The 18,454-nt window shown below is 71.2% G+C and carries 18 protein-coding genes; 13 read left to right on the top strand and 5 right to left on the bottom strand.

All coding sequences use genetic code 11. The annotated features are described in order from the left end of the window. Positions 1 to 135: 135 nt before the first annotated feature. From AB0M30_RS04095 to AB0M30_RS04105, 3 genes are all read right to left on the bottom strand, one after another. On the bottom strand, positions 136 to 984 hold the full coding sequence (locus tag AB0M30_RS04095; protein WP_364579506.1) for a site-specific integrase: 849 nt from the start codon (positions 982 to 984) through the stop codon (positions 136 to 138). A 72-nt stretch (positions 985 to 1,056) separates the two neighbouring features. Further along, on the bottom strand, positions 1,057 to 1,905 hold the full coding sequence (locus AB0M30_RS04100; RefSeq protein WP_364579509.1) for a hypothetical protein: 849 nt from the start codon (positions 1,903 to 1,905) through the stop codon (positions 1,057 to 1,059). Positions 1,906 to 2,044: 139 nt separating this feature from the next. Then, the gene (locus AB0M30_RS04105) at positions 2,045 to 2,500 is read right to left on the bottom strand and encodes a GreA/GreB family elongation factor (RefSeq protein WP_364579510.1); all 456 of its coding nucleotides are present in this window, start codon (positions 2,498 to 2,500) and stop codon (positions 2,045 to 2,047) included. A 124-nt stretch (positions 2,501 to 2,624) separates the two neighbouring features. On the opposite strand from AB0M30_RS04105, the gene AB0M30_RS04110 reads away from it, so the two are divergent. From AB0M30_RS04110 to glyA, 5 genes are all read left to right on the top strand, one after another. Next, positions 2,625 to 3,212, top strand: a complete 588-nt coding sequence (locus AB0M30_RS04110; protein ID WP_364579513.1) for a TetR family transcriptional regulator — start codon at positions 2,625 to 2,627, stop codon at positions 3,210 to 3,212. A gap of 106 nt (positions 3,213 to 3,318) precedes the next feature. Next, complete coding sequence (locus AB0M30_RS04115) at positions 3,319 to 4,524, top strand: M14 family metallopeptidase (protein ID WP_364579635.1); 1,206 nt, start codon at positions 3,319 to 3,321, stop codon at positions 4,522 to 4,524. A gap of 86 nt (positions 4,525 to 4,610) precedes the next feature. After that, positions 4,611 to 5,129 (top strand): gamma carbonic anhydrase family protein, encoded by a 519-nt coding sequence (locus tag AB0M30_RS04120; RefSeq protein ID WP_103340672.1) that lies wholly within the window; start codon positions 4,611 to 4,613, stop codon positions 5,127 to 5,129. 33 nt (positions 5,130 to 5,162) lie between these two features. Further along, positions 5,163 to 5,588 carry a 50S ribosomal protein L11 gene (rplK, locus tag AB0M30_RS04125; protein ID WP_364579516.1) on the top strand — a complete coding sequence of 142 codons (426 nt, stop codon included), beginning with the start codon at positions 5,163 to 5,165 and terminating at the stop codon, positions 5,586 to 5,588. 149 nt (positions 5,589 to 5,737) lie between these two features. Then, complete coding sequence (gene glyA, locus AB0M30_RS04130) at positions 5,738 to 7,006, top strand: serine hydroxymethyltransferase (RefSeq protein WP_364579519.1); 1,269 nt, start codon at positions 5,738 to 5,740, stop codon at positions 7,004 to 7,006. On the opposite strand, the gene AB0M30_RS04135 is transcribed toward glyA, so the two are convergent. After that, a complete protein-coding gene (locus tag AB0M30_RS04135) occupies positions 6,994 to 7,755 on the bottom strand; it encodes an inositol monophosphatase (RefSeq protein WP_364579522.1) in 762 nt (253 codons plus the stop codon). The two genes, glyA and AB0M30_RS04135, sit on opposite strands and share 13 nt — an antisense overlap. A gap of 73 nt (positions 7,756 to 7,828) precedes the next feature. Between AB0M30_RS04135 and AB0M30_RS04140 the strand changes: the two genes are divergently transcribed. Next, on the top strand, positions 7,829 to 8,755 hold the full coding sequence (locus tag AB0M30_RS04140) for an Lrp/AsnC family transcriptional regulator (RefSeq protein WP_364579525.1): 927 nt from the start codon (positions 7,829 to 7,831) through the stop codon (positions 8,753 to 8,755). Between the two features lie 93 nt (positions 8,756 to 8,848). Beyond that, complete coding sequence (locus tag AB0M30_RS04145) at positions 8,849 to 10,504, top strand: MDR family MFS transporter (RefSeq protein WP_360164381.1); 1,656 nt, start codon at positions 8,849 to 8,851, stop codon at positions 10,502 to 10,504. Between the two features lie 55 nt (positions 10,505 to 10,559). Here the strand turns inward: AB0M30_RS04145 and AB0M30_RS04150 are convergent, their stop codons facing one another. Further along, a complete protein-coding gene (locus AB0M30_RS04150; protein WP_013230477.1) occupies positions 10,560 to 11,078 on the bottom strand; it encodes an inorganic diphosphatase in 519 nt (172 codons plus the stop codon). A 237-nt stretch (positions 11,079 to 11,315) separates the two neighbouring features. On the opposite strand from AB0M30_RS04150, the gene dacB reads away from it, so the two are divergent. From dacB to AB0M30_RS04180, 6 genes are all read left to right on the top strand, one after another. Further along, entirely contained in the window at positions 11,316 to 13,850 is a 2,535-nt protein-coding gene (gene dacB / locus AB0M30_RS04155; RefSeq protein ID WP_364579528.1) for a D-alanyl-D-alanine carboxypeptidase/D-alanyl-D-alanine-endopeptidase, read from the top strand. 91 nt (positions 13,851 to 13,941) lie between these two features. Then, positions 13,942 to 14,961: a zinc-dependent metalloprotease gene (locus AB0M30_RS04160; protein WP_103334971.1), complete on the top strand. Its 1,020-nt coding sequence runs from the start codon at positions 13,942 to 13,944 to the stop codon at positions 14,959 to 14,961. Further along, a complete protein-coding gene (gene tilS, locus AB0M30_RS04165; protein ID WP_364579531.1) occupies positions 14,958 to 15,926 on the top strand; it encodes a tRNA lysidine(34) synthetase TilS in 969 nt (322 codons plus the stop codon). The genes AB0M30_RS04160 and tilS overlap by 4 nt, the downstream gene beginning before the upstream one ends. Positions 15,927 to 15,929: 3 nt before the next feature. Continuing rightward, positions 15,930 to 16,481 carry a hypoxanthine phosphoribosyltransferase gene (hpt, locus tag AB0M30_RS04170; protein WP_364579533.1) on the top strand — a complete coding sequence of 184 codons (552 nt, stop codon included), beginning with the start codon at positions 15,930 to 15,932 and terminating at the stop codon, positions 16,479 to 16,481. A gap of 157 nt (positions 16,482 to 16,638) precedes the next feature. Then, a complete protein-coding gene (locus AB0M30_RS04175; RefSeq protein WP_360164373.1) occupies positions 16,639 to 17,004 on the top strand; it encodes a hypothetical protein in 366 nt (121 codons plus the stop codon). A gap of 23 nt (positions 17,005 to 17,027) precedes the next feature. Then, positions 17,028 to 18,443, top strand: a complete 1,416-nt coding sequence (locus AB0M30_RS04180) for a hypothetical protein (RefSeq protein ID WP_364579536.1) — start codon at positions 17,028 to 17,030, stop codon at positions 18,441 to 18,443. Positions 18,444 to 18,454: the final 11 nt, after the last annotated feature.

The raw sequence follows: 18,454 nt of genomic DNA on the forward strand, positions 1-18,454 counted from the left end.
GACACAGCGGCGCGTTCTGGCGGTCAGTTTGTTGGTTAAGGCGGAAGGTAACTCCCGCCTTAAGTTGTACATAGAGCCAAACCCCACCCCCCCCCAGCTCGGGTGAGGTCTGGTAAGCTGACCGATGGTCAATTCTTACAGTTGGTGGACGGCGGACACTCCGGAGGCACCTGTCGCAGGGAAGATGCGGTCCATCGCGACAGCGCCCGACTCGACCACCGGCCGGATCTGCTTCCGATAGACCAGCTCCGTCACGGCCGTGCTGCTGTGCCCGACCAACCGCGAGATCTCCTCGATCGGCATCCCACCGTCCGAGAGGATCGAGACGAAGCTGTGCCGCAGCTCCCGGGGGGTCCACTGCGTCGGCTTGAGCCCGGCCGCCTTGATCACCCGGCGGAAGTCCCGCCGGACGTTGTTGACGTCCCGCTCGGTGCCGACGTTGGTCGCGAAGACCAGGCCCTGTTCGCGCCAGTCGTCGCCCGCGACGGCCTTCACCGCCTGCTGGGCCACCCGGTGGTCCTCCAGCGCCCTCACAGCCCGCTCAGGCAGCGCCAGCGTGCGCCGGGACTTCCGCGTCTTCGTCTCGCCCTTGGCGCGGACCGAACGCCACACCTTGACGTTCGGCGGGATCGCCGGCGTCGCGTCCGGCTTGCCCACCAGGTCCACGTAGTCCCAGGTGAGCGGGCGCATCTCCTCGGTTCGCGCGCCGGTCAGCAGGGACACCACGATGTAGGCGCGCATCGGTGACGACTCCGCCGCCGCGAGCACCGCTTCGGCCTGAGCGAGCGTGAGCGCCTTCGACGGACGCCCAGTCCCCTTCCCCGCTGGAAGCTCGTCGCACAGCAGGACCACGTTGTATCGGACCCGCTTGCGTACCTGAGCGCGGTTGATCGCCCGGCGCAGGATCGAGCGGAGGTTGCGCAAGGTCGAGGTCACCAGCACTTCGGCTTCCTCCGCCAGCCAGTCGTCGACTTCGAGCTTCACCAGCGGTCGGGCGTCGATCGCGGGAACGATCGGGTTGTTGACCAGGGAACGGACTCCCGTTCGCCGGGTGACTTAGCCGCGCTCAGCGAGCAGCTCCAGGCCTCCCGGGCCAAGTCGCAGCACTGACGGGACCAGTTCCGTCGTCTCGTACGGGGACCCCAATACCTGCTCCCGGATCGTCTCCGCCAAGGCGGAATCCTCCCTCGCGACGTACATCTCGTCCGGGCAAGGGAGGCCGACGATCAAGCTGTGGCCCGCACCGAACTGCTGCGACAGCTGGAGGTACAGATCGGGCAAAGCCAGCGCGGACGCCGCCAGGAGGTTCTCCCGGACGACCGACACCAGCACGTCCGGACCCGAACGGCCGACCTCGAAGCGAAGCCCGCGGGCCAGGCTCTGGTAAGCGACGCCGGCAAGGTCCGGGGCGCCCATCTCCTCGTGCTGGTGCCGAGTGATGTGATGCATCCCGATGGTGCCTCGCGGGGTTCGCCCCACCACCGCGAACGCCACCGACAAGCGGCCGGGGACCAGGGGCTGGTGCGGGAGTGTGTCGAGCAAGCCGGCGCGGGGGGATGCTGTGCTCCACAGCACCGGGAGCACCTCTTCGGCCCGCTTTTCGGCCATCGCCGCGCGGGCTTCGGCGAATGCGTGCTCCCAGTCGCCGGTGGCCGGGCGGGGGAAGCTGTACGTGCACTCGGCCTTGCGGAAGTGCCTGGCCATGAACTTCTGGTCCGTCGTGGACGGCTGCCATTCGCTGTACACCGCCGAAACCGCCGATGCGCGCACCTTGTGCTGCCGCCGGACGGTCGTCCACGCCTGCTCGACCGCGTCCTCGGCCTGGGTGGGGGCGCTGGCCAGCACCGGCTCGTCGAAGCCTTTGATGCGGAAGACGACGAGGTTCTCGGACACGTCGTCGTTCACCGGAACTCCCCCCCCCCAAAGCCGCATACCGCCTGTTTAGCACAACCGACGCACCGCCGGACGGCGATCGGAAACCACCCGTACGGGGATGGCGAAGGGCCCCCGGCCGGCAGCCGGGGGCCCTTCGGACGGACTGGGGTTACTTCGGCGGGGTCACCTTCACCACCGTCGCCTTGGCGTCGCCGCGGGGCGTTCGATAGGTGATCTCGTCGCCCGCCTTGGCGCCGACCAGGGCCAGGCCCAGGGGGCTGTCCGAGGTGATCGCGTCCGCGTCCTCGCCCGGGACCGTCACGACCTGGAACGTCTCTTCGTCTCCGTCGGGGAAGCGCAGGGAGACCACCGTGCCGTCCGGGAGCTGGCTGTTGCCGTAGCCGCCGTGCTCCATCTTGGCCGCCAGGTCGGCGATCTGGCGGTCCAGCCGGGCCGCGGCCTCCGCCCGGTCGATCACGTCCGCCTGGTCCGCCGCGTCCCCGGTGCGTTCCTGCTCGCCGGGTTGCGGCGCGAGGGCTGCCCGCTGCGCGCGCAAGTTCTCGATTTCCTTCTCCAGCTGGCTGCGCGCAGCCGGGCTGAGCCCCTTGTCCCCTGAGATCACCATGCCGGGCATTGTCCGCCGCGCGGACCGGGGTGGCCAATCCGGTTTTTCACCCGAAAGCCGCTCACAGGACGTCTGCCCTAGGATTTCGGGTCCGGCGTCCAGGAAGAAGGTAACGAGAATCACCGTGAGCGCAGTCCCCGGCCGCAGCGAGCAGCTCTCGCCGAACCAGCTGGCCAAGCAGGAGCAGATCGTCGAGGCCGCCCGCGTCGTCCTCGCCCGCGACGGGCTCGCCGGGTGCACCGTCCGGGCCATCGCCGACGCCGGCCCGCTCACCAAGAGCGCGATCCACTACTACTTCGCCGACATCGACGTCCTCATCGACCGGGCGATGGCCGCCCACATCACCGCCTTCGCCGCGGGCCTGCGCGAGGTCGCCGCGAAGCACGACGAACCCCGCGAGCGGCTCTTCGCCGTCCTCGAGGAGTACCTGAGCGTCTTCGCCGCGAACCCGAACGCCGCCTTCCTCTGGTTCGAGTACTGGATCGCCGCCGGTCGCGCGCAGCACCCGCAGGCCATCGACGTCATGCTGACGTCGCTCACCGAGCTGCTGGCCGAGCTCCTCGCCCCGCTCGACGTCGACGACCCGCGGGCCCGGGCTCGCGCGCTGCTGTCGTACCTGCTGGGCACGGTCGTCCAGCAGCGCGTGCGCCCGCGGTCGTTCGCCACGCTGCGTGCCGACATCGAGGCGCTCTGCTTCGCGAACTACGGGTAGAAACCGCCAATAGATCCGTACTGCTCCGGATTGCGCCCTACGTCCGGCTCCCGCCAAGGTCGAGGAACCCCCGAGAGCAGGAGACGTGATGCGCACACGAACGTGCATGGCAGCGGCCGCGGCCGTCCTCTTGGTGCTCACCACCGGCGGCCAGGCCGGTGCCGCCCAGCCCGGCGGACCGCAGGTGTACGAGGTGACCGGCGCCGCCACCGCCCAGGAGCGCACCGAGGTCGCCCGGACCGGCGCCGACATCCTCGACGCCGACGGCGTGACGACCACGGTCGTCGCCAACCCCGGCGAAGCGGCCCAGCTGCGCGCGCTGGGCTTCGGCGTCAAGGCGCTCGGCAAGGTGAACCGGCCGCAGGGCGCCGCCACCGTCGAGGACTTCCCGGCCGGCTACACCGGCTACCACACGTACGCGGAGACGCAGACCGAGCTGCAGAAGGCCGTCGCCAACTACCCGTCGCTCACCAAGCTGGGCAGCGCCGGCACCTCGTACGAAGGCCGCGCCCTCTCGCTGATCAAGATCAGCGACAACGCCGCCACCGACGAGAACGAGCCCGAGGTGCTCTTCACCTGCAACCAGCACGCGCGCGAGCACCTCACCACGGAGATGTGCCTGCACATCGTCCAGCGGCTGACCAGCGGGTACGCGACGGACCCCGCGATCAAGCGGCTCGTCGACAGCACCGAAATCTGGGTCATCCCGAGCGTCAACCCGGACGGCTCCGAGTACGACATCTCCGGCGGCACGTTCCACAGCTGGCGCAAGAACCGCCAGGGCCCCGGCACGGACACCAACCGCAACTGGGGCTACAAGTGGGGCTGCTGCGGCGGTTCGTCGGGCTCGACGTCCAGCGAGACCTACCGCGGCACGGCGGCGTTCTCCGCGCCCGAGACCCGGGCCGTCTCGAACTGGGTGAACTCGCGCGTGGTCGGCGGCGTGCAGCAGATCAAGACGCACATCGACTTCCACACCTACTCCGAGCTGGTGCTCTGGCCGTTCGGTTACACCTACGCCGACACCGCGCCCGGCCTGACCGCGGCCGAGGCGCAGAAGTTCCAGACGCTCGGGAAGCAGATGGCCGCGACCAACGGCTACACGCCGGAGCAGTCCAGCGACCTCTACATCACCGACGGCAGCGTCAACGACTGGATGTGGGCGACGCACAAGATCTGGAGCTTCACCTTCGAGATGTACCCGAAGGGCAGCAGCCCGGGCTTCTACCCGCGTGACACCCAGATCGTCCCGCAGACCACGCGCAACGACCAGGCCGTCGACATCCTGATCAACGCCGCGATCACCGGCTGACCCCCAGCAGTCCGGGCGCGGCTCGCGGATGGCCTCCTTCCCCGCTGGATCCGGGGAAGGAGGCCTGCGCGGTTTAGGGTGCGGGCATGCCTCTGTTCTCGTTCGAAGGGCTCAGCCCGCAGGTCCACCCGGACGCCTGGATCGCGCCCACCGCCACGCTCATCGGCGACGTCGTCGTCGAGAAGGACGCCTCGATCTGGTACGGCGTGGTGATCCGGGCCGACTTCGGCCGGATCGTCATCCGTGAGGGCGCCAACATCCAGGACAACTCGGTGATCCACGTCAACGACGGCGTCTGCGAAGTGGGCAAGAACGTCACCGTGGGCCACCAGTGCCTGGTGCACGACTGCACGATCGAGGAGCAGGCGCTGATCGGCAACGGCTCGACCGTGCTCGACAAGGCGAAGATCGGCGCGCGGGCGCTGGTCGCGGCCGGGGCGACGGTCACCCCGGCGACGGAGGTGCCGCCGGAGGTGATCGCGATGGGCAGCCCGGCGAAGAAGTTCGTCCCCCTGACCGACTCGGCGCGGATGTGGGTCGAGCACAACGCGGCGATCTACCAGGAGCTGGCGCGCCGGCACCGCGCGGGAACAAAACCGGTTTGACCCTCCAGTAACTGGAGACTCTAGCTTCGGGGCATGGCTCCGAAGAAGAAACTCACCCACCAGGTCACCCTGGAACTCACCGCGGGCAACGCCCCGGTCGTCGACCTCGGCAAGATGCTGGGGCAGACCGGGGTCAACCTCGTCGAGATCAAGAAGACCTACGACGCGGCGACGGCGGCCCAGCGCGGCGACATCGTGCCGGTGGTCGTCTCGGTATTCGAGGACCGTTCGTTCGCGCTCCGGCTCAAGACGCCCCCGACGTCGTTCCTCATCAAGAAAGCGTTGGGCGACAAGGGCTCTTCGCGGCCAGGGCACGAGGTCGCGGGCAAGCTGACGGAGGCTCAGCTGCGCGAGATCGCCGAGCGCAAGCTGCCGGACCTGAACACCGCCGACGTCGAGGCGGCGATGCGCACGATCGCCGGCACGGCCCGTTCGATGGGTGTCGTGGTCGTGCCCTGAACGTCGGGTGAACCGGTCCGCGACCGGAGTGGACTACGCTCTTCCCCGCAGCAGCGACTGGCGCCATCGAGGTGGAGCACCACCGGGAAGCGACGACGAGGCCGGCACCGCGCGCCTGGGTGAAGGCCACTCCAGAGCCGGAGTACGCCATGACACACCAGCCGAAACTGAACGCACTCGCCGCCGCCGACCCCGCCATCGCCGGGCTCGTCGAGGACGAAGCCCAGCGGCAGCACGACAAGATCCGCCTGATCGCGTCGGAGAACTACGTCTCGCAGGCCGTGCTCGAAGCCACCGGGACCGTGCTCACCAACAAGTACTCCGAGGGCTACGCGGGCAAGCGGTACTACGAGGGCCAGCAGTTCATCGACCAGGTCGAGCAGCTCGCCATCGAGCGGGCGAAGGCCGTGTTCGGCGCCGACCACGCGAACGTCCAGCCGTACTCCGGTTCGCCGGCGAACCTGGCCGTGTACCTGGCCTTCGCGCAGCCGGGCGACACCGTGCTCGGCATGGCGCTGCCCGACGGCGGCCACCTCACGCACGGCTGGAGCGTGTCCGCCACCGGCAAGTGGTTCACGCCGGTGCGCTACGGCGTCGCGAAGGAGACCGGCCGCGTCGACCTCGACCAGGTGCGCGACCTCGCCCGGCAGCACCGGCCGAAGCTGATCTTCGCCGGCGGGACGGCGATCCCGCGCACGATCGACTTCCCGGCGTTCGCCGAGATCGCCGCCGAGGTGGACGCGGTCCTCGTCGCCGACATCGCGCACATCGCCGGCCTGGTCGCCGGCGGCGCGCACCCGTCGCCGGTCGGGCACGCGCAGGTGATCACGACGACCACGCACAAGACCCTGCGCGGCCCGCGCGGCGCGATGATCCTCTCCGACGCCGATCACGCGAAGGCCGTCGACAAGGCGGTGTTCCCGGGGCTGCAGGGCGGTCCGCACAACCACACGACCGCGGCGATCGCGGTCGCGCTCGGGGAGGCGCAGCAGCCGTCGTTCAGCGAGTACGCGCACCGGATCGTCGCGAACGCCCGCGCGCTGGCCGACGCGCTGCTGGCCTGCGGGTACGACCTCGTGTCCGGCGGCACCGACAACCACCTGCTGCTGATCGACCTGACGAACAAGGGGGTCGCGGGCAAGCCGGCCGCGCAGGCCCTCGACCGCGCGGGCATCGAGCTGAACTACAACACGGTGCCGTTCGACCCGCGCAAGCCGTTCGACCCGTCCGGCATCCGGCTCGGCACGTCCGCGATCACCACCCGCGGCCTCCGCCCGGAGCACCAGGTCGAGGTGGCGGCGTGGATCGACCGCACGATCACCGCGGCGGCCGCGTCCGACGAGTCCGCGCTGGACACGATCGCCGCGGAGATCCGCGAGTTCCTGGCGCCGTTCCCCATTCCGGGTTACTCCGCCTGATTCAGCGCGTCGAGCACCAGTGCGTGCAGGGCCGGTGCGGTCGCGACGAAACTGCCGGCCGACGGCGTCCACGGGGCGCCGTCGGCGGCGGTGACGACCGCACCGGCCTCCCGCGCGATCAGGGCGGCGCCGGCCAGGTTGGCCGCGTCGCGGCCGTACTGCCAGAACAGGTCCAGCCGGCCGGCGGCGACGTCGGCGACCTGCCACGACGTCGGCCCGAAGTTCCGCACCGCGAGGGCTTTCTTCAGCACCGCGGTCAGTGAGGTGCCCGCTGCTTCGGCGACACCGGGCTGCCGGGTGACGAACGGCGGCTGGCTGGTGGCCGCGACGGCCGCGTCGAGCGACTTCTTCCGTGACGGCTCGATGGGAATGCCGTTCCGCTTCGCGCCTTCGCCTCGCTTCGCCGCGTAGGTCTCTTTCAGCCAAGGTGAGTGCAGCACCGCGAGTTCCGGCTCGCCGTCGCGGACGAGCGTCACGGTAAGGCAGTACTGCGGGAGACCCTGCAGCAGCTGCACGGCGCCGTCGAGGGCGTCGACCACCCAGACCTCGCCCGCGGGGAGATCAGCGAACTCGCCGGCCCACTTCGCCGCGGGCCGGAGGCCGGTGAGGGCGGCACGGAGGTTCGCGGCCAGGGGATCGTCGACGGCCGAGAAGGTCGCGGCGAGCTCCTCGAGCGAAGCGGGCGGCCGCGCCGGGGCGCGGACGTCGGTGGCCAGGGTTTCCACGATGTCGATCACGGATTTCAGCATGGGGCCAGGATTAGGCTCGCCCGGCGTCCAGGAGAACTCCAGGGCATCGAACCGAGCGAAACCGGACTCCGAAGTGCAGCTTTTGACGGAAATCGAACAGCGAGTCGTCTCCGCGCTCCAAGTCGACGGTCGCGCCAGGCCCGGCCGGATCGCCGAGGCTCTCGATCTCTCGCCGCGCACGGTCACGCGCGTGATCGCGCGGCTCAAGGCCGATGGCCGGCTGAGCGTCGTCTGCGTCCCGAATCCGGCGCACGGCCTGCGCGGCGCGCTGCTTCTGCGGGTGAAGGTGCTTCGCGGCCGGACGTCGGCGATCGCCGATGCGCTCGCGAAGCGTGATGACGTCCTCTTCGTCGACATCCTCGCCGGCGGTGAAGAAGTCAGCGCCATCGCGCTCGGCGGTCTCGACGGGCGGCTGGTGCACGACGCCTTGCCGTCGGCGTCCGCGGTCACCGAGCTGCGCGCGCACTCGATCCTGCACGTCTTCTCCGATGCGACCCAATGGCGAACCGGCCTGCTCACCCCCGAAGAGGTTGCCGCGCTGACCCCGCCGCCACCCGGCGAAGACGTACCGCTCGACGAACTCGACCGGCGGCTGCTGAACCGGCTGGCGGCCGACGCCCGGCTCGGCCCCGGCGACTTGGCCGTGGAAGCGCCGGAGTCCACCGTCCGACGGCGCCTCGACCGGCTGGCGGCGGCCGGTCGCCTTCGCACCTACGCGAACATCGACGCCCGCGCGCTGGGCCTGGAGGTCGACGCGAACGTCTGGATGACCGTCCCGCCCGGCCGGCTCGACGAGGTCGGGCGGACCCTGGCCGGTCACCCGATGGTCCACGGCACCCTCGCGACGACGGGCACCACGAACCTGATGGTGGCCGTCTGGTGCCGGGATCTCTCCGGCCTCTACGGCTTCGTGACCGGCCTCGACGTCCCGTCCGCCGAGGTCACCGTGGTCGCGCGGCCCGTCAAACGAGCGAGGAGACCCGGGTCACACAATATTTGATTGCACTCTACAAGCTTCCCGGGGAATACTTGGCTCAGGCAAGTAGTTGAGAGGTACAAGCAACTACGCGGAGACTTCCCGAGGGAGACCACCATGAGCGACACCACCACGGCGGAAGGAGCAGCCGCTACGAACGGCAAACTGACTCACCGCCAGATCCTGACCGTCCTGTCCGGGCTGATGCTCGGCATGTTCCTCGCCGCACTCGACCAGACCATCGTTTCGAGCTCGATGCGGACCATCGCCGACGAGCTCCACGGCCTGTCCCTGCAGGCCTGGGCGACCACCGCCTACCTCATCACCGCCACGCTCTCGACGCCGCTGTACGGCAAGCTGTCCGACCTCTACGGCCGCAAGCCCATGTACCTGACGGCGATCTCGCTGTTCCTGGTCGGCTCGCTGGCCAGCGGCATGGCGACGTCGATGTACGAGCTCGCCGCGTTCCGCGCCTTCCAGGGCCTGGGTGCCGGTGGCCTGATGTCCCTCGCACTGGCGATCATCACCGACATCACCGCACCGCGGGAGCGCAGCAAGTACCAGGGCTACTTCATGGCGGTGTTCGGCATCTCGAGCGTCGCGGGCCCGGTCGTCGGCGGCTTCTTCGCCGGCATCGACACCTTCGCCGGCATCACCGGCTGGCGCTGGGTCTTCCTGGTCAACGTCCCGATCGCGCTCGCCGCGCTGGTCGTCGTCACCAAGGTGCTGAACCTCCCGCACAACCGCGTGGACCAGAAGGTCGACTACTGGGGTGCGGTGGCGCTGGCCACCGGCCTGGTGCCGCTGCTGATCGTCGCCGAGCAGGGCCGCGAGTGGGGCTGGGGCTCCGCCGCTTCGATCGCCATGTATGTCGTCGGCGGGCTGGGCGTGGCCGCGTTCGTCTGGATCGAACGCCGGATGGGCGACGCCGCCCTGCTGCCGCTGCGCCTGTTCGACCGGCCGGTGTTCCGGATGTCGACGATCGTCACCGTCGTGCAGGGTGCCGGGATGTTCGGCGCGATGATGTCGCTGCCGCTGTACCTGCAGATCGTCAAGGGCGCGACGCCGACCCAGGCCGGCCTGCAGATGCTCCCGCTGACGCTGGGCATCATGATCGCCAGCCTGACCAGCGGCCGCCTGATCTCCAAGACCGGGCGCTACAAGATGTTCGCGGTGGCCGGGATCGGCCTGATGGCGGCGGCGCTGTTCGCGCTGGCGACGATCACCGTCGACACCTCGCTGGCGCTGGTCATGGTGATCGCCTTCGTGATCGGTCTTGGCCTCGGCGCCTCGATGCAGACGCTGGTGCTGGCCGCGACCAACGACGTCCGCCCGCAGGACATCGGCGTCGCCACCTCGGCGGCGACGTTCTTCCGGCAGATCGGCGGCACGGCGGGCACCGCGGTGTTCCTGTCGATCCTGTTCGGCACGGTCGGCGACCGGATCGCGAACGCCATCCGCTCGGCGATGACCACACCGGCCTACACGGCGGCGCTGGCGCAGCACCCGGAGTTCGCGAAGCAGATGCAGAGCGGCCTCGACGTCAACGACACGTCGTTCCTGTCGACGCTCGACCCGACGCTGGCCCGGCCGATCCTGCAGGGCTTCGCCGAGTCGATGAGCACGGTGTTCCTGGTCGGCGGGATCGTGCTGACCGTCGGCTTCGCGCTGGTGTGGTTCCTCAAGGAGAAGCCGCTCTCGGACAAGTCGGCCATGGAGCAGCGCGCGGAGGCCGAGGCGGACGCCGCTCCGGCTCTCGCCCTGGCGCACTGACCGGGTGAAAAAAGGCCCCTCGGGAAGCTTCCCGAGGGGCCTTTTCGCGTGCGGGCTAGTGGGCCGAGCCGCCGTTGGCCGCTTCCTTGGCCAGGCGGTCGGTCTCGCGCTCGTACGAGCGGCCGATCTCGGCCTCGGCCTCGGTGCGACCGACCCAGCTCGAGCCTTCGACGCTCTTGCCGGGCTCGAGGTCCTTGTAGACCTCGAAGAAGTGCTGGATCTCCAGCCGGTGGAACTCGTTCATGTGGTGGATGTCGCGCAGGTGCTCGAGGCGCGGGTCGTTCGACGGAACGGCGATGACCTTGTCGTCCGGGCCCTTCTCGTCGGTCATCCGGAACATGCCGATCGCGCGGCAGCGGATCAGGCAGCCCGGGAAGGTCGGCTCCTGGACGAGCACCATCACGTCCAGCGGGTCGCCGTCCTGGCCGAGGGTGTCGTCGATGAAGCCGTAGTCAGCCGGGTACTGCGTGGCCGTGAACAGGGTCCGGTCCAGCTTGATGCGGCCGGTCTTGTGGTCGACCTCGTACTTGTTGCGCTCCCCTTTGGGGATTTCGATCGTGACGTCGAACTCCACGCCTGTCCTCACTGCTTCTTCATAGGTCCCGGGCACTTGTACTGCGGGGGTCCGGGTGGCGAAGCCCCCGGCCGGGGCGGAGCCCCGAATGCCACAGTCACGCGTCGCGGGCGGCAACCTTCATGACTGTCTTGACGTCTCCTAGTGTGGACTACGCCCTGCCCGGAGGTCGCATCGATGTCGGCCTCGCGGCATGTGAGCTTGGCCCCTCCCGGGGCAGGTGAGAAGGAGTGGTGGGTGCCGGAAAACGACCAGCCGATGTGGCCTTCGTCGGACGAAGACCGCTCGTCGTCCGGCGCGCGGGAGACCACTCCGATGTCCCTGCCGGACCCCCCGGAAGCGCCGCCGGGCGGCTCCGGCGTGCCCAAGGTCACAGGCAGCCAGGCGCCGAAGGGATCGTGGTTCGCGCCGAACGTCCCGCCCGAGCCGGTTCCCGGTCTCAACGCCCCGGTGGAGGAGCCGCCGCCCCCGCCGTCCCCGGCCAAGCAGGACCTCGCCGACCGCCTCGGCAGCCGCGCGAAGCAGCAGCCCGCGGCCCAGCAGCCCCCGGCGCCGGAACCCGCCGCGCAGAGCACCCAGTACATCCCGGTCGAGCAGGCCGAGCTCGAGCCCGCCGCGTCGGCGTCGGCCGGGGAGAGCACCCAGTACGTCGAGCCGCCGGAGCCGAAGGCCGCCGCGTCGGCGTCGGCCGGGGAGAGCACCCAGTACGTCGAGCCGCCGGAGCCGAAGGCCGCCGCGCCGTCGGCCACCGGGGAGAGCACTCAGTACGTCGAGCCGCCCGAGCCCAAGCCCGCCGCGCCTTCGCCGGCCGGGGAGAGCACCCAGTACATCGAGGTGAAGCCGTCCGGGCCGGTGCCGGTGGTGCCGATCGAGCGCCACGTCCCGCCGCGGGACGAGCCGAAGCCGGAGGAGCCGCAGCAGTGGCGCGAAGAGCTGCAGCACTGGCGCGAGGAGCAGCAGCGCCGCGAAGAGCAGCTGAACCGCGGGGCCGGACAGCGCCGCGAAGAGCCGGCGGCCCAGCAGCAGCCTGCCGCACCCTGGAGCCAGCGCCTCGAGCTGCGTGAGGAGCGCGCCGGCGACCGGCCGGCCGAACCGGGCGACCGGCGTCCCGGGCTGCCGCCGGAGCCGCCGCGCGGGGTGGTGCCGTCGGCGTCCGCCGGCTCGCTGGCCCGGCCGCAGCGGATCGAACCCGACGGGCAGCGGTTCGACGCCGAGGCGACCGTCGGGATCGAGCGGCCCACCCAGTTCCCCGGCGTCTTCCAGCAGCAGCCCCAGGTCCGCGGCGACCAGCCCCGCACCGAGCAGCGGGCCGAGCCGCCCGCCGAGCCGCCGGCGCCGCCCGCGGCCGAAGCGCCGGCCGCCGCGGAGCCGCCGAAGAAGAAGCGGCGCAAGGGCAAGCTGATCGCGCTCGTCGTGGTCGTCCTCCTGGTGCTCGCCGGTGGCGGGGTGGCCGCGGCGACGCCGAAGGTGGCGAACCGGCTGGGCCTGCCGTGGGCACCGAACGCGCCCAAGGGCGACTCGCCGGCGCCGTCCGCGGCCACCCGTCAGCTGCAGGGACCGGCCACGTCCGGGACGGCCCCGACCGCGAACGGCGTCAAGTCCGTGCTGGGCCCGGCGGCCGGCAACAGCGCGCTCGGGCAGCTCACCGGCAGCGTGATCGACCCGGTGAGCGGGACCGTGCTGTGGGACCACGGCTCGTCGACGCCGGTGACACCCGCGTCGACGACGAAGGTGCTCACGTCCGCGGCCGCGCTGCTCTCGCTGGACCAGAACCTGCGGCTGTCGACCAAGATCGTGCAGGGTGCGGACCCGGGCACGGTGATCCTGGTCGGCGGCGGCGACACGACGCTCACCAGCCTGCCGCTGGGCACCGACTCCCCGCTCTACCCGGGCGGCGCGCACGTCGACGACCTCGTCGCGCAGGTCAAGAAGGCGGCGCCGGGCGTGAAGAAGGTGCAGGTCGACCTGACCCTGTTCAAGGGACCGACGACCGCGCCGGGCTGGGAAGCGGGCGACGCGCCGTCGACGTACGCGACGCAGATGTCCCCGGTGATGGCCGACGGCGGCCGCATCAACGCCAAGGACAACAACTCGCAGCGCACGGCGAACGCGGGCAGCGCGCTCGCGTCGACGATCGCCTCGAAGCTGGGTGCTTCGGCGGGTGGCCAGGCGACCGCGCCCAAGGACGCGAAGGTGATCGGCGAGGTCAAGTCGGCCCCGCTGACCGAGCTGGTGTCCGACCTGATGGTGCTGTCCGACGACGTCCTCGCCGAGGCGATCGCCCGGCAGGTCGCGCTCGCGAACGGCGAGGAAGCCAGCTACGCCGGCGGCGCGAAGGCGACCATCAAGGTCCTGAAGGACCACGGCTTCGACGTCTCGGGCGTCACGCTGTCCGACGGCAGCGGCATCTCGTCGCAGAACCGCATCCCGGCGCGGCTGCTGACCCAGCTCCTCGCGGCCGCGGCGGCGCCGGAGGGCAAGAACCCGGGCACGGCGAAGCTGCGCCCGGTGCTGGCCGGCCTCCCGGTCGCCGGCGGCTCGGGCACCCTCGCCGACAAGCGGTTCGACACGGCGGCGTCGCAGGCCGGCCGCGGCTGGGTGCGGGCCAAGACGGGCACGCTCACCGGGGTCAACACCCTCGCCGGGCTGCTCCTCGACCAGGACGGCCGGGTGCTGGTGTTCGCGTTCATGTCCAACGGCTCCGACACCGACCCCGGCCGGGACGCCCTCGATGCCCTCGCGACGAGCCTTCGCAAGTGCGGCTGCGCCTAGCGGACGCCGAACCGTACGAAGATCGTGGCCGGAAACGGGCACCGGGGCAGGTAGCGTCGGAAGGGTGAGTCAGGAAACGCAGACCCGGCCCATGGTCGACTGGGCGATCGCCGCGCAGACCGGCGCGTTGCTGGTGCGCGGGGGCCCGCAGGTGCCGCGCGAACTGGCCGAAGAAGCCGTCACCGACCTGCGCGAGCTGACCGTCGAGGCCGAGGGGCACGTGCGGCAGCTCACGAACCTGGGGCTCGACCTGCCGCTGCTGCCCGGTGAGGTCGTCGACCGCCCGGGCTGGGTCCGGTCGGCCGCGGCCGGGCTGGACGCGCTGACCGGGCGGGCGCTGCCCCAGCAGGGCGGCCCGCTCGGGCCGATCCTGGCCGGCGGCGCCGGTGTCCAGACCGGGCTGGTGCTCGCCTTCCTCGCCAGCCGGGTCCTCGGGCAGTACGACCCCTTCGGCGGCCCCGAGCGCGCCGGCACGCTGCTGCTGGTGGCGCCGAACGTCGTCGCCGCCGAGCAGGCGATGGACGTGCCCGGCCACGACTTCCGGCTCTGGGTCTGCCTGCACGAGTGCACCCACCGGCTCCAGTTCACCGCGGTCAAGTGGCTGCGCGATTACTTCGCCGACGAGGTCGAGCGGCTCGTCTCCGGGCTCACCAGTGGCGGCATCGGCGGCACCGACAGCCTGGCCGACCTGGTCGGCCGGCTGCCCGAGGCGATCAAGCAGGGCCCGAAGCTGAACCTGGCCGAGCTGCTCCAGTCGCCGAAGGAACGCGCGGTGTTCGACCGGCTGCTGGCGCTTTCGACACTCCTGGAGGGGCACGCCGACTACGTCATGGACGCCGTCGGGCCGCAGGTCGTGCCGAGCGTCGACCGGATCCGCGCGCGGTTCACCGCCCGGCGTAAGGGCGGTGGCGTCTTCGACCGGCTGCTGCGCGCGCTGCTCGGCGTCGACGCGAAGATCCGCCAGTACGAAGAAGGCGCGAAGTTCACGAAGCACGTCGTCGACGCCGTCGGCATGGACGGCTTCAACGCCGTCTGGCGGTCGCCGAACACCCTGCCCTCGCGCGCCGAGATCGCCGACCCGGCGGCGTGGGTCCGGCGCCTGCACGGATGACCGGGCCGGCGGTCGCGGCCGTCCGCCGGGCCGTGCGTGCCTTCCTGGAGAGCATGGAGAGCACCGCAGCGCCTTCCGAAATCTGCGTCGCGGTCTCCGGCGGTGCCGACTCGCTCGCACTGGCCGAGGCGGCCGCGTACGTCGGGCACCACCGCGGGCACGTCGTCCGCGCGCTGGTCGTCGACCACGGCCTGCAGGAGGGCTCGGCGAAAATCGCGGCCGACGCGGCCGCCGCGGCGAAGGCCCTGGGCGTCGACGAAGCCGAGGTGCGCCGGGCCGACGTCACCGGCCCGGGTGGCCCGGAAGCCGCCGCGCGCAAGGCCCGCTACCGGACGCTGGCCGGGCACGGCCTCGTGCTGCTCGGCCACACCCTCGACGACCAGGCCGAAACGGTCCTGCTCGGGCTCGGCCGCGGTTCCGGCCCGCGCAGCGTCGCCGGGATGCGGCCGCACGACCCGCCGTGGGGCCGCCCGCTGCTCGCCGTCGGCCGGGCCACCACCCGGGCCGCGTGCGCCGAGCTCGGCGTCGAGCCGTGGGACGACCCGCACAACGCCGAGCCGCGCTTCACCCGTGTCCGGCTGCGCACCGAAGTCCTGCCGCTCCTGGAAGACGTCCTCAACGGCGGCGTGGCCGCCGCGCTCGCCCGTACGGCCGCGCAGCTGCGGGACGACAACGAGGCGTTGGACACAGTGGCGGAGCGGATCTTCACCCGCGCGGGCGGCCCCGATGGGCTGGATGTGGCCACCCTCGCGCCGGAGCCCGCGGCGGTCCGGCGGCGGGTTCTCCGCAGGTGGCTGCTGGCTTCGGACGTGCGCGAACTCACGGACGCCCACCTCCGCGCGGTCGACGCGCTCGTCGCCCGGTGGCGCGGTCAGGGCGGCGTCTGGTTGCCGGGCAACTTGGAAGCGCGCCGGGCGCATGGCAGGCTCTGCGTCGTCTCCCAACCCACCACCCGAGGGGAATGACCCGTGTACGAGGGCGAAATCGCCTCCGTGCTCGTCACCGAGCAGCAGATCAAGGACAAGATCGCGGAGCTGTCGGAGCAGATCGCTGCCGACTATCCGGCCAACGGGCAGGGGGAACTCCTGCTGGTGGGCGTCCTGAAGGGTGCGGTCATGTTCATGACCGACTTCGCCCGTGCGCTGCCGCTGCCGACGCAGCTGGAATTCATGGCCGTCTCCTCCTACGGGTCGGCGACGTCGTCGTCCGGCGTCGTGCGCATCCTCAAGGACCTCGACCGCGACATCGCGGGCCGGGACGTCCTGATCGTCGAGGACATCGTCGACTCCGGCCTGACGCTGTCCTGGCTGCTGAAGAACCTCGCCAGTCGCAACCCCGCGTCACTCGAGGTCGTTTCGCTGCTGCGCAAGCCGGAAGCGGTGAAGGTCGACGTGCCGGTGAAGTACATCGGCTTCGACATCCCCAACGAGTTCGTCGTCGGCTACGGCCTCGACTACGCCGAGCGGTACCGGGACCTGCCCTACATCGGCACCCTGGACCCGAAGATGTACACGGCATAGTGCACCGGCGGAGTTCACCGACCGTTCACCGCAACCACCGGATTTTCGGAACCCCCGGCCCCCCGTTTGCGTCATAGGCTCTGATCACGTGCGTTAACCTATGCGAAGACCATTCGTGCCCGCGGTGACCGGGTCGGGGGAACGGGAGAGAGTGCAGATGGGGAACAGCAGCGCTGCCGACGCGAACGCCTTCAAGGCCGCGGCCGCGGCGGGTCAGGTCGGGATCGACCCGGACGCCGCCCAGGCCGTGCTGAACAAGATCCGCACCGGCAAGGACGCGGTCGAGGCCCTGCTCGCCGGCGCGGGCACGCTCGCCCAGCCGCCGATGCTGGGCGACAACCCGGTCGGCCACGCGATGGCCGCGAAGTTCGTGCAGCGCGCGGACGGCGGGGGCGACTCCTACGCCGCCGCGCTGCAGAACCTGCTCGACCAGTACTCCGACGCCGAAGAGGGCATCATCACGGCGATGGCCCGGTACCACGAGATCGACCAGGCCGCGGCCGACCCGTTCCGCAACGTCTGAGTCCAGAGGGGGATTTCGAAGTCATGGCTCCGAACCAAAGCGACCAGCCGTCGAACACCACTCCAGGCCCTACTGAGCAGGGCTCGCTCGTCCCGCTCGGCGACAACTCGGCGTCGCAGAACATCGTCGAGAGCGCCCGCGGCCGGTCCGACGGCTTCGACGTCGGCGACGACCGCGCGATCGCCGACCCGCCGAACTGGAGCGCCCAGAACAGCAACCAGCTCTGGCACGCCGCGTGCGACAACAACGAGCCCGGCACGGCGGAGGCGACCGGGCACGTGTGGGCGCACCACGGCACCGAGCTGAAGCAGGCGTCGGACCACCTGTACAACGCGATCGCCGAGCTGGGCAACGCGTGGGTCGGCAAGGGTGCCGCGGGGGCGCAGGGCGCGCTCGTGGCGATCGCGAACTCCGGTTCGCAGGCCTCCGAGGCCGCGCACACGATGTCCGACCGGCTCCACCGGCAGTCCACGGCGGCCGCGGCGGTCAAGCAGATGCCGCAGCCCGTGGTCTTCGACCCGAAGATGACCATGGAGCTGGCGCTGGCGGGTGGTCCCGCGGCGCTGACGGACGACCAGAAGGTCCAGTTCGACGCGGCCAACGACGTCAAGGCGCAGCAGGTCGCGATGTTCAACGCCTACACGCAGACGATGAGCGAGATCGACAGCTCGACCCCGAGCTTCGGCCCGGAATCGCTCGGCATGAAGCCGACGGCGTCGCACAACTCCCTGTCGTTCAACGCGGTGAACAGCGTCGGCAGCACGGGCTCGGTCGACGCGCTGCCCGGCGCGGGCGAAGCGATCTTCGCCTCCGGCGGCGCGGGCTTCGGCGGCCACAGCGGCGCGTTCGGTGCGCAGCACGCCGGGGTCGTCGGCCCGAACGGCGCCCACGGCGGCGTCCCGGCCGCGGGCTTCGGCGCGGACGCGGCCACGCTCGGCAGCGACGGTGCCGGCGGCACGGCCGCCGGAATGGGCGGCACCACCACCGGCGCGGGCCACGTCGCCCCGGCCGGCGGGCAGTCGGGTGCCGGCAACCCGCTCGGCAAGATCGGCATGGGCCTCGGTCTCGGCGGCGCGGCCGGCGGCCTCGGCGCGCTGGCGTCGCGGGCGCTGGGCGCGGGCAGCAAGTCCGGCGCGAAGAAGTCCGAGAACGAAACGACCCTGGCGTCGGCCGATGGCCAGGGCCAGAGCGCCGCGTCGGCCCAGGCTCCGCAGCAGGGCGTCGTCTCGTCCGCGGGCACCATCGGCGGGCAGACCCCGCCGCCGATGAACCCGGGCATGGGCGGCATGGCCCCGCAGGGGGCCCAGGGCGAGCGGGACGACGAGCACACGCACGCGTCCTTCCTCATCGAGGCGGACCCGGACGAGGCCTTCGGCGCGAACCAGGCGACCCCGCCGCCGGTCATCGGCGCGTGGTCCGAGGACGACGAAGACCGCTGATCCGTTCGGGC

Origin of the sequence: Amycolatopsis sp. NPDC051716 (genome assembly GCF_040681595.1) — a bacterium.
Taxonomy (GTDB): Bacteria; Actinomycetota; Actinomycetes; order Mycobacteriales; family Pseudonocardiaceae; genus Amycolatopsis.

Excerpts from the sequence above, each read along its gene's own strand:
- AB0M30_RS04105 (WP_364579510.1), bottom strand. The coding sequence starts at position 2,500 with ATGGTGATCTCAGGGGACAAGGGGCTCAGCCCGGCTGCGCGCAGCCAG.
- AB0M30_RS04115 (WP_364579635.1), top strand. The coding sequence starts at position 3,319 with ATGGCAGCGGCCGCGGCCGTCCTCTTGGTGCTCACCACCGGCGGCCAG.
- AB0M30_RS04120 (WP_103340672.1), top strand. The coding sequence starts at position 4,611 with ATGCCTCTGTTCTCGTTCGAAGGGCTCAGCCCGCAGGTCCACCCGGAC.
- rplK (WP_364579516.1), top strand. The coding sequence starts at position 5,163 with ATGGCTCCGAAGAAGAAACTCACCCACCAGGTCACCCTGGAACTCACC.
- glyA (WP_364579519.1), top strand. The coding sequence starts at position 5,738 with ATGACACACCAGCCGAAACTGAACGCACTCGCCGCCGCCGACCCCGCC.
- AB0M30_RS04135 (WP_364579522.1), bottom strand. The coding sequence starts at position 7,755 with ATGCTGAAATCCGTGATCGACATCGTGGAAACCCTGGCCACCGACGTC.
- AB0M30_RS04145 (WP_360164381.1), top strand. The coding sequence starts at position 8,849 with ATGAGCGACACCACCACGGCGGAAGGAGCAGCCGCTACGAACGGCAAA.
- AB0M30_RS04160 (WP_103334971.1), top strand. The coding sequence starts at position 13,942 with ATGGTCGACTGGGCGATCGCCGCGCAGACCGGCGCGTTGCTGGTGCGC.
- tilS (WP_364579531.1), top strand. The coding sequence starts at position 14,958 with ATGACCGGGCCGGCGGTCGCGGCCGTCCGCCGGGCCGTGCGTGCCTTC.
- AB0M30_RS04175 (WP_360164373.1), top strand. The coding sequence starts at position 16,639 with ATGGGGAACAGCAGCGCTGCCGACGCGAACGCCTTCAAGGCCGCGGCC.
- AB0M30_RS04180 (WP_364579536.1), top strand. The coding sequence starts at position 17,028 with ATGGCTCCGAACCAAAGCGACCAGCCGTCGAACACCACTCCAGGCCCT.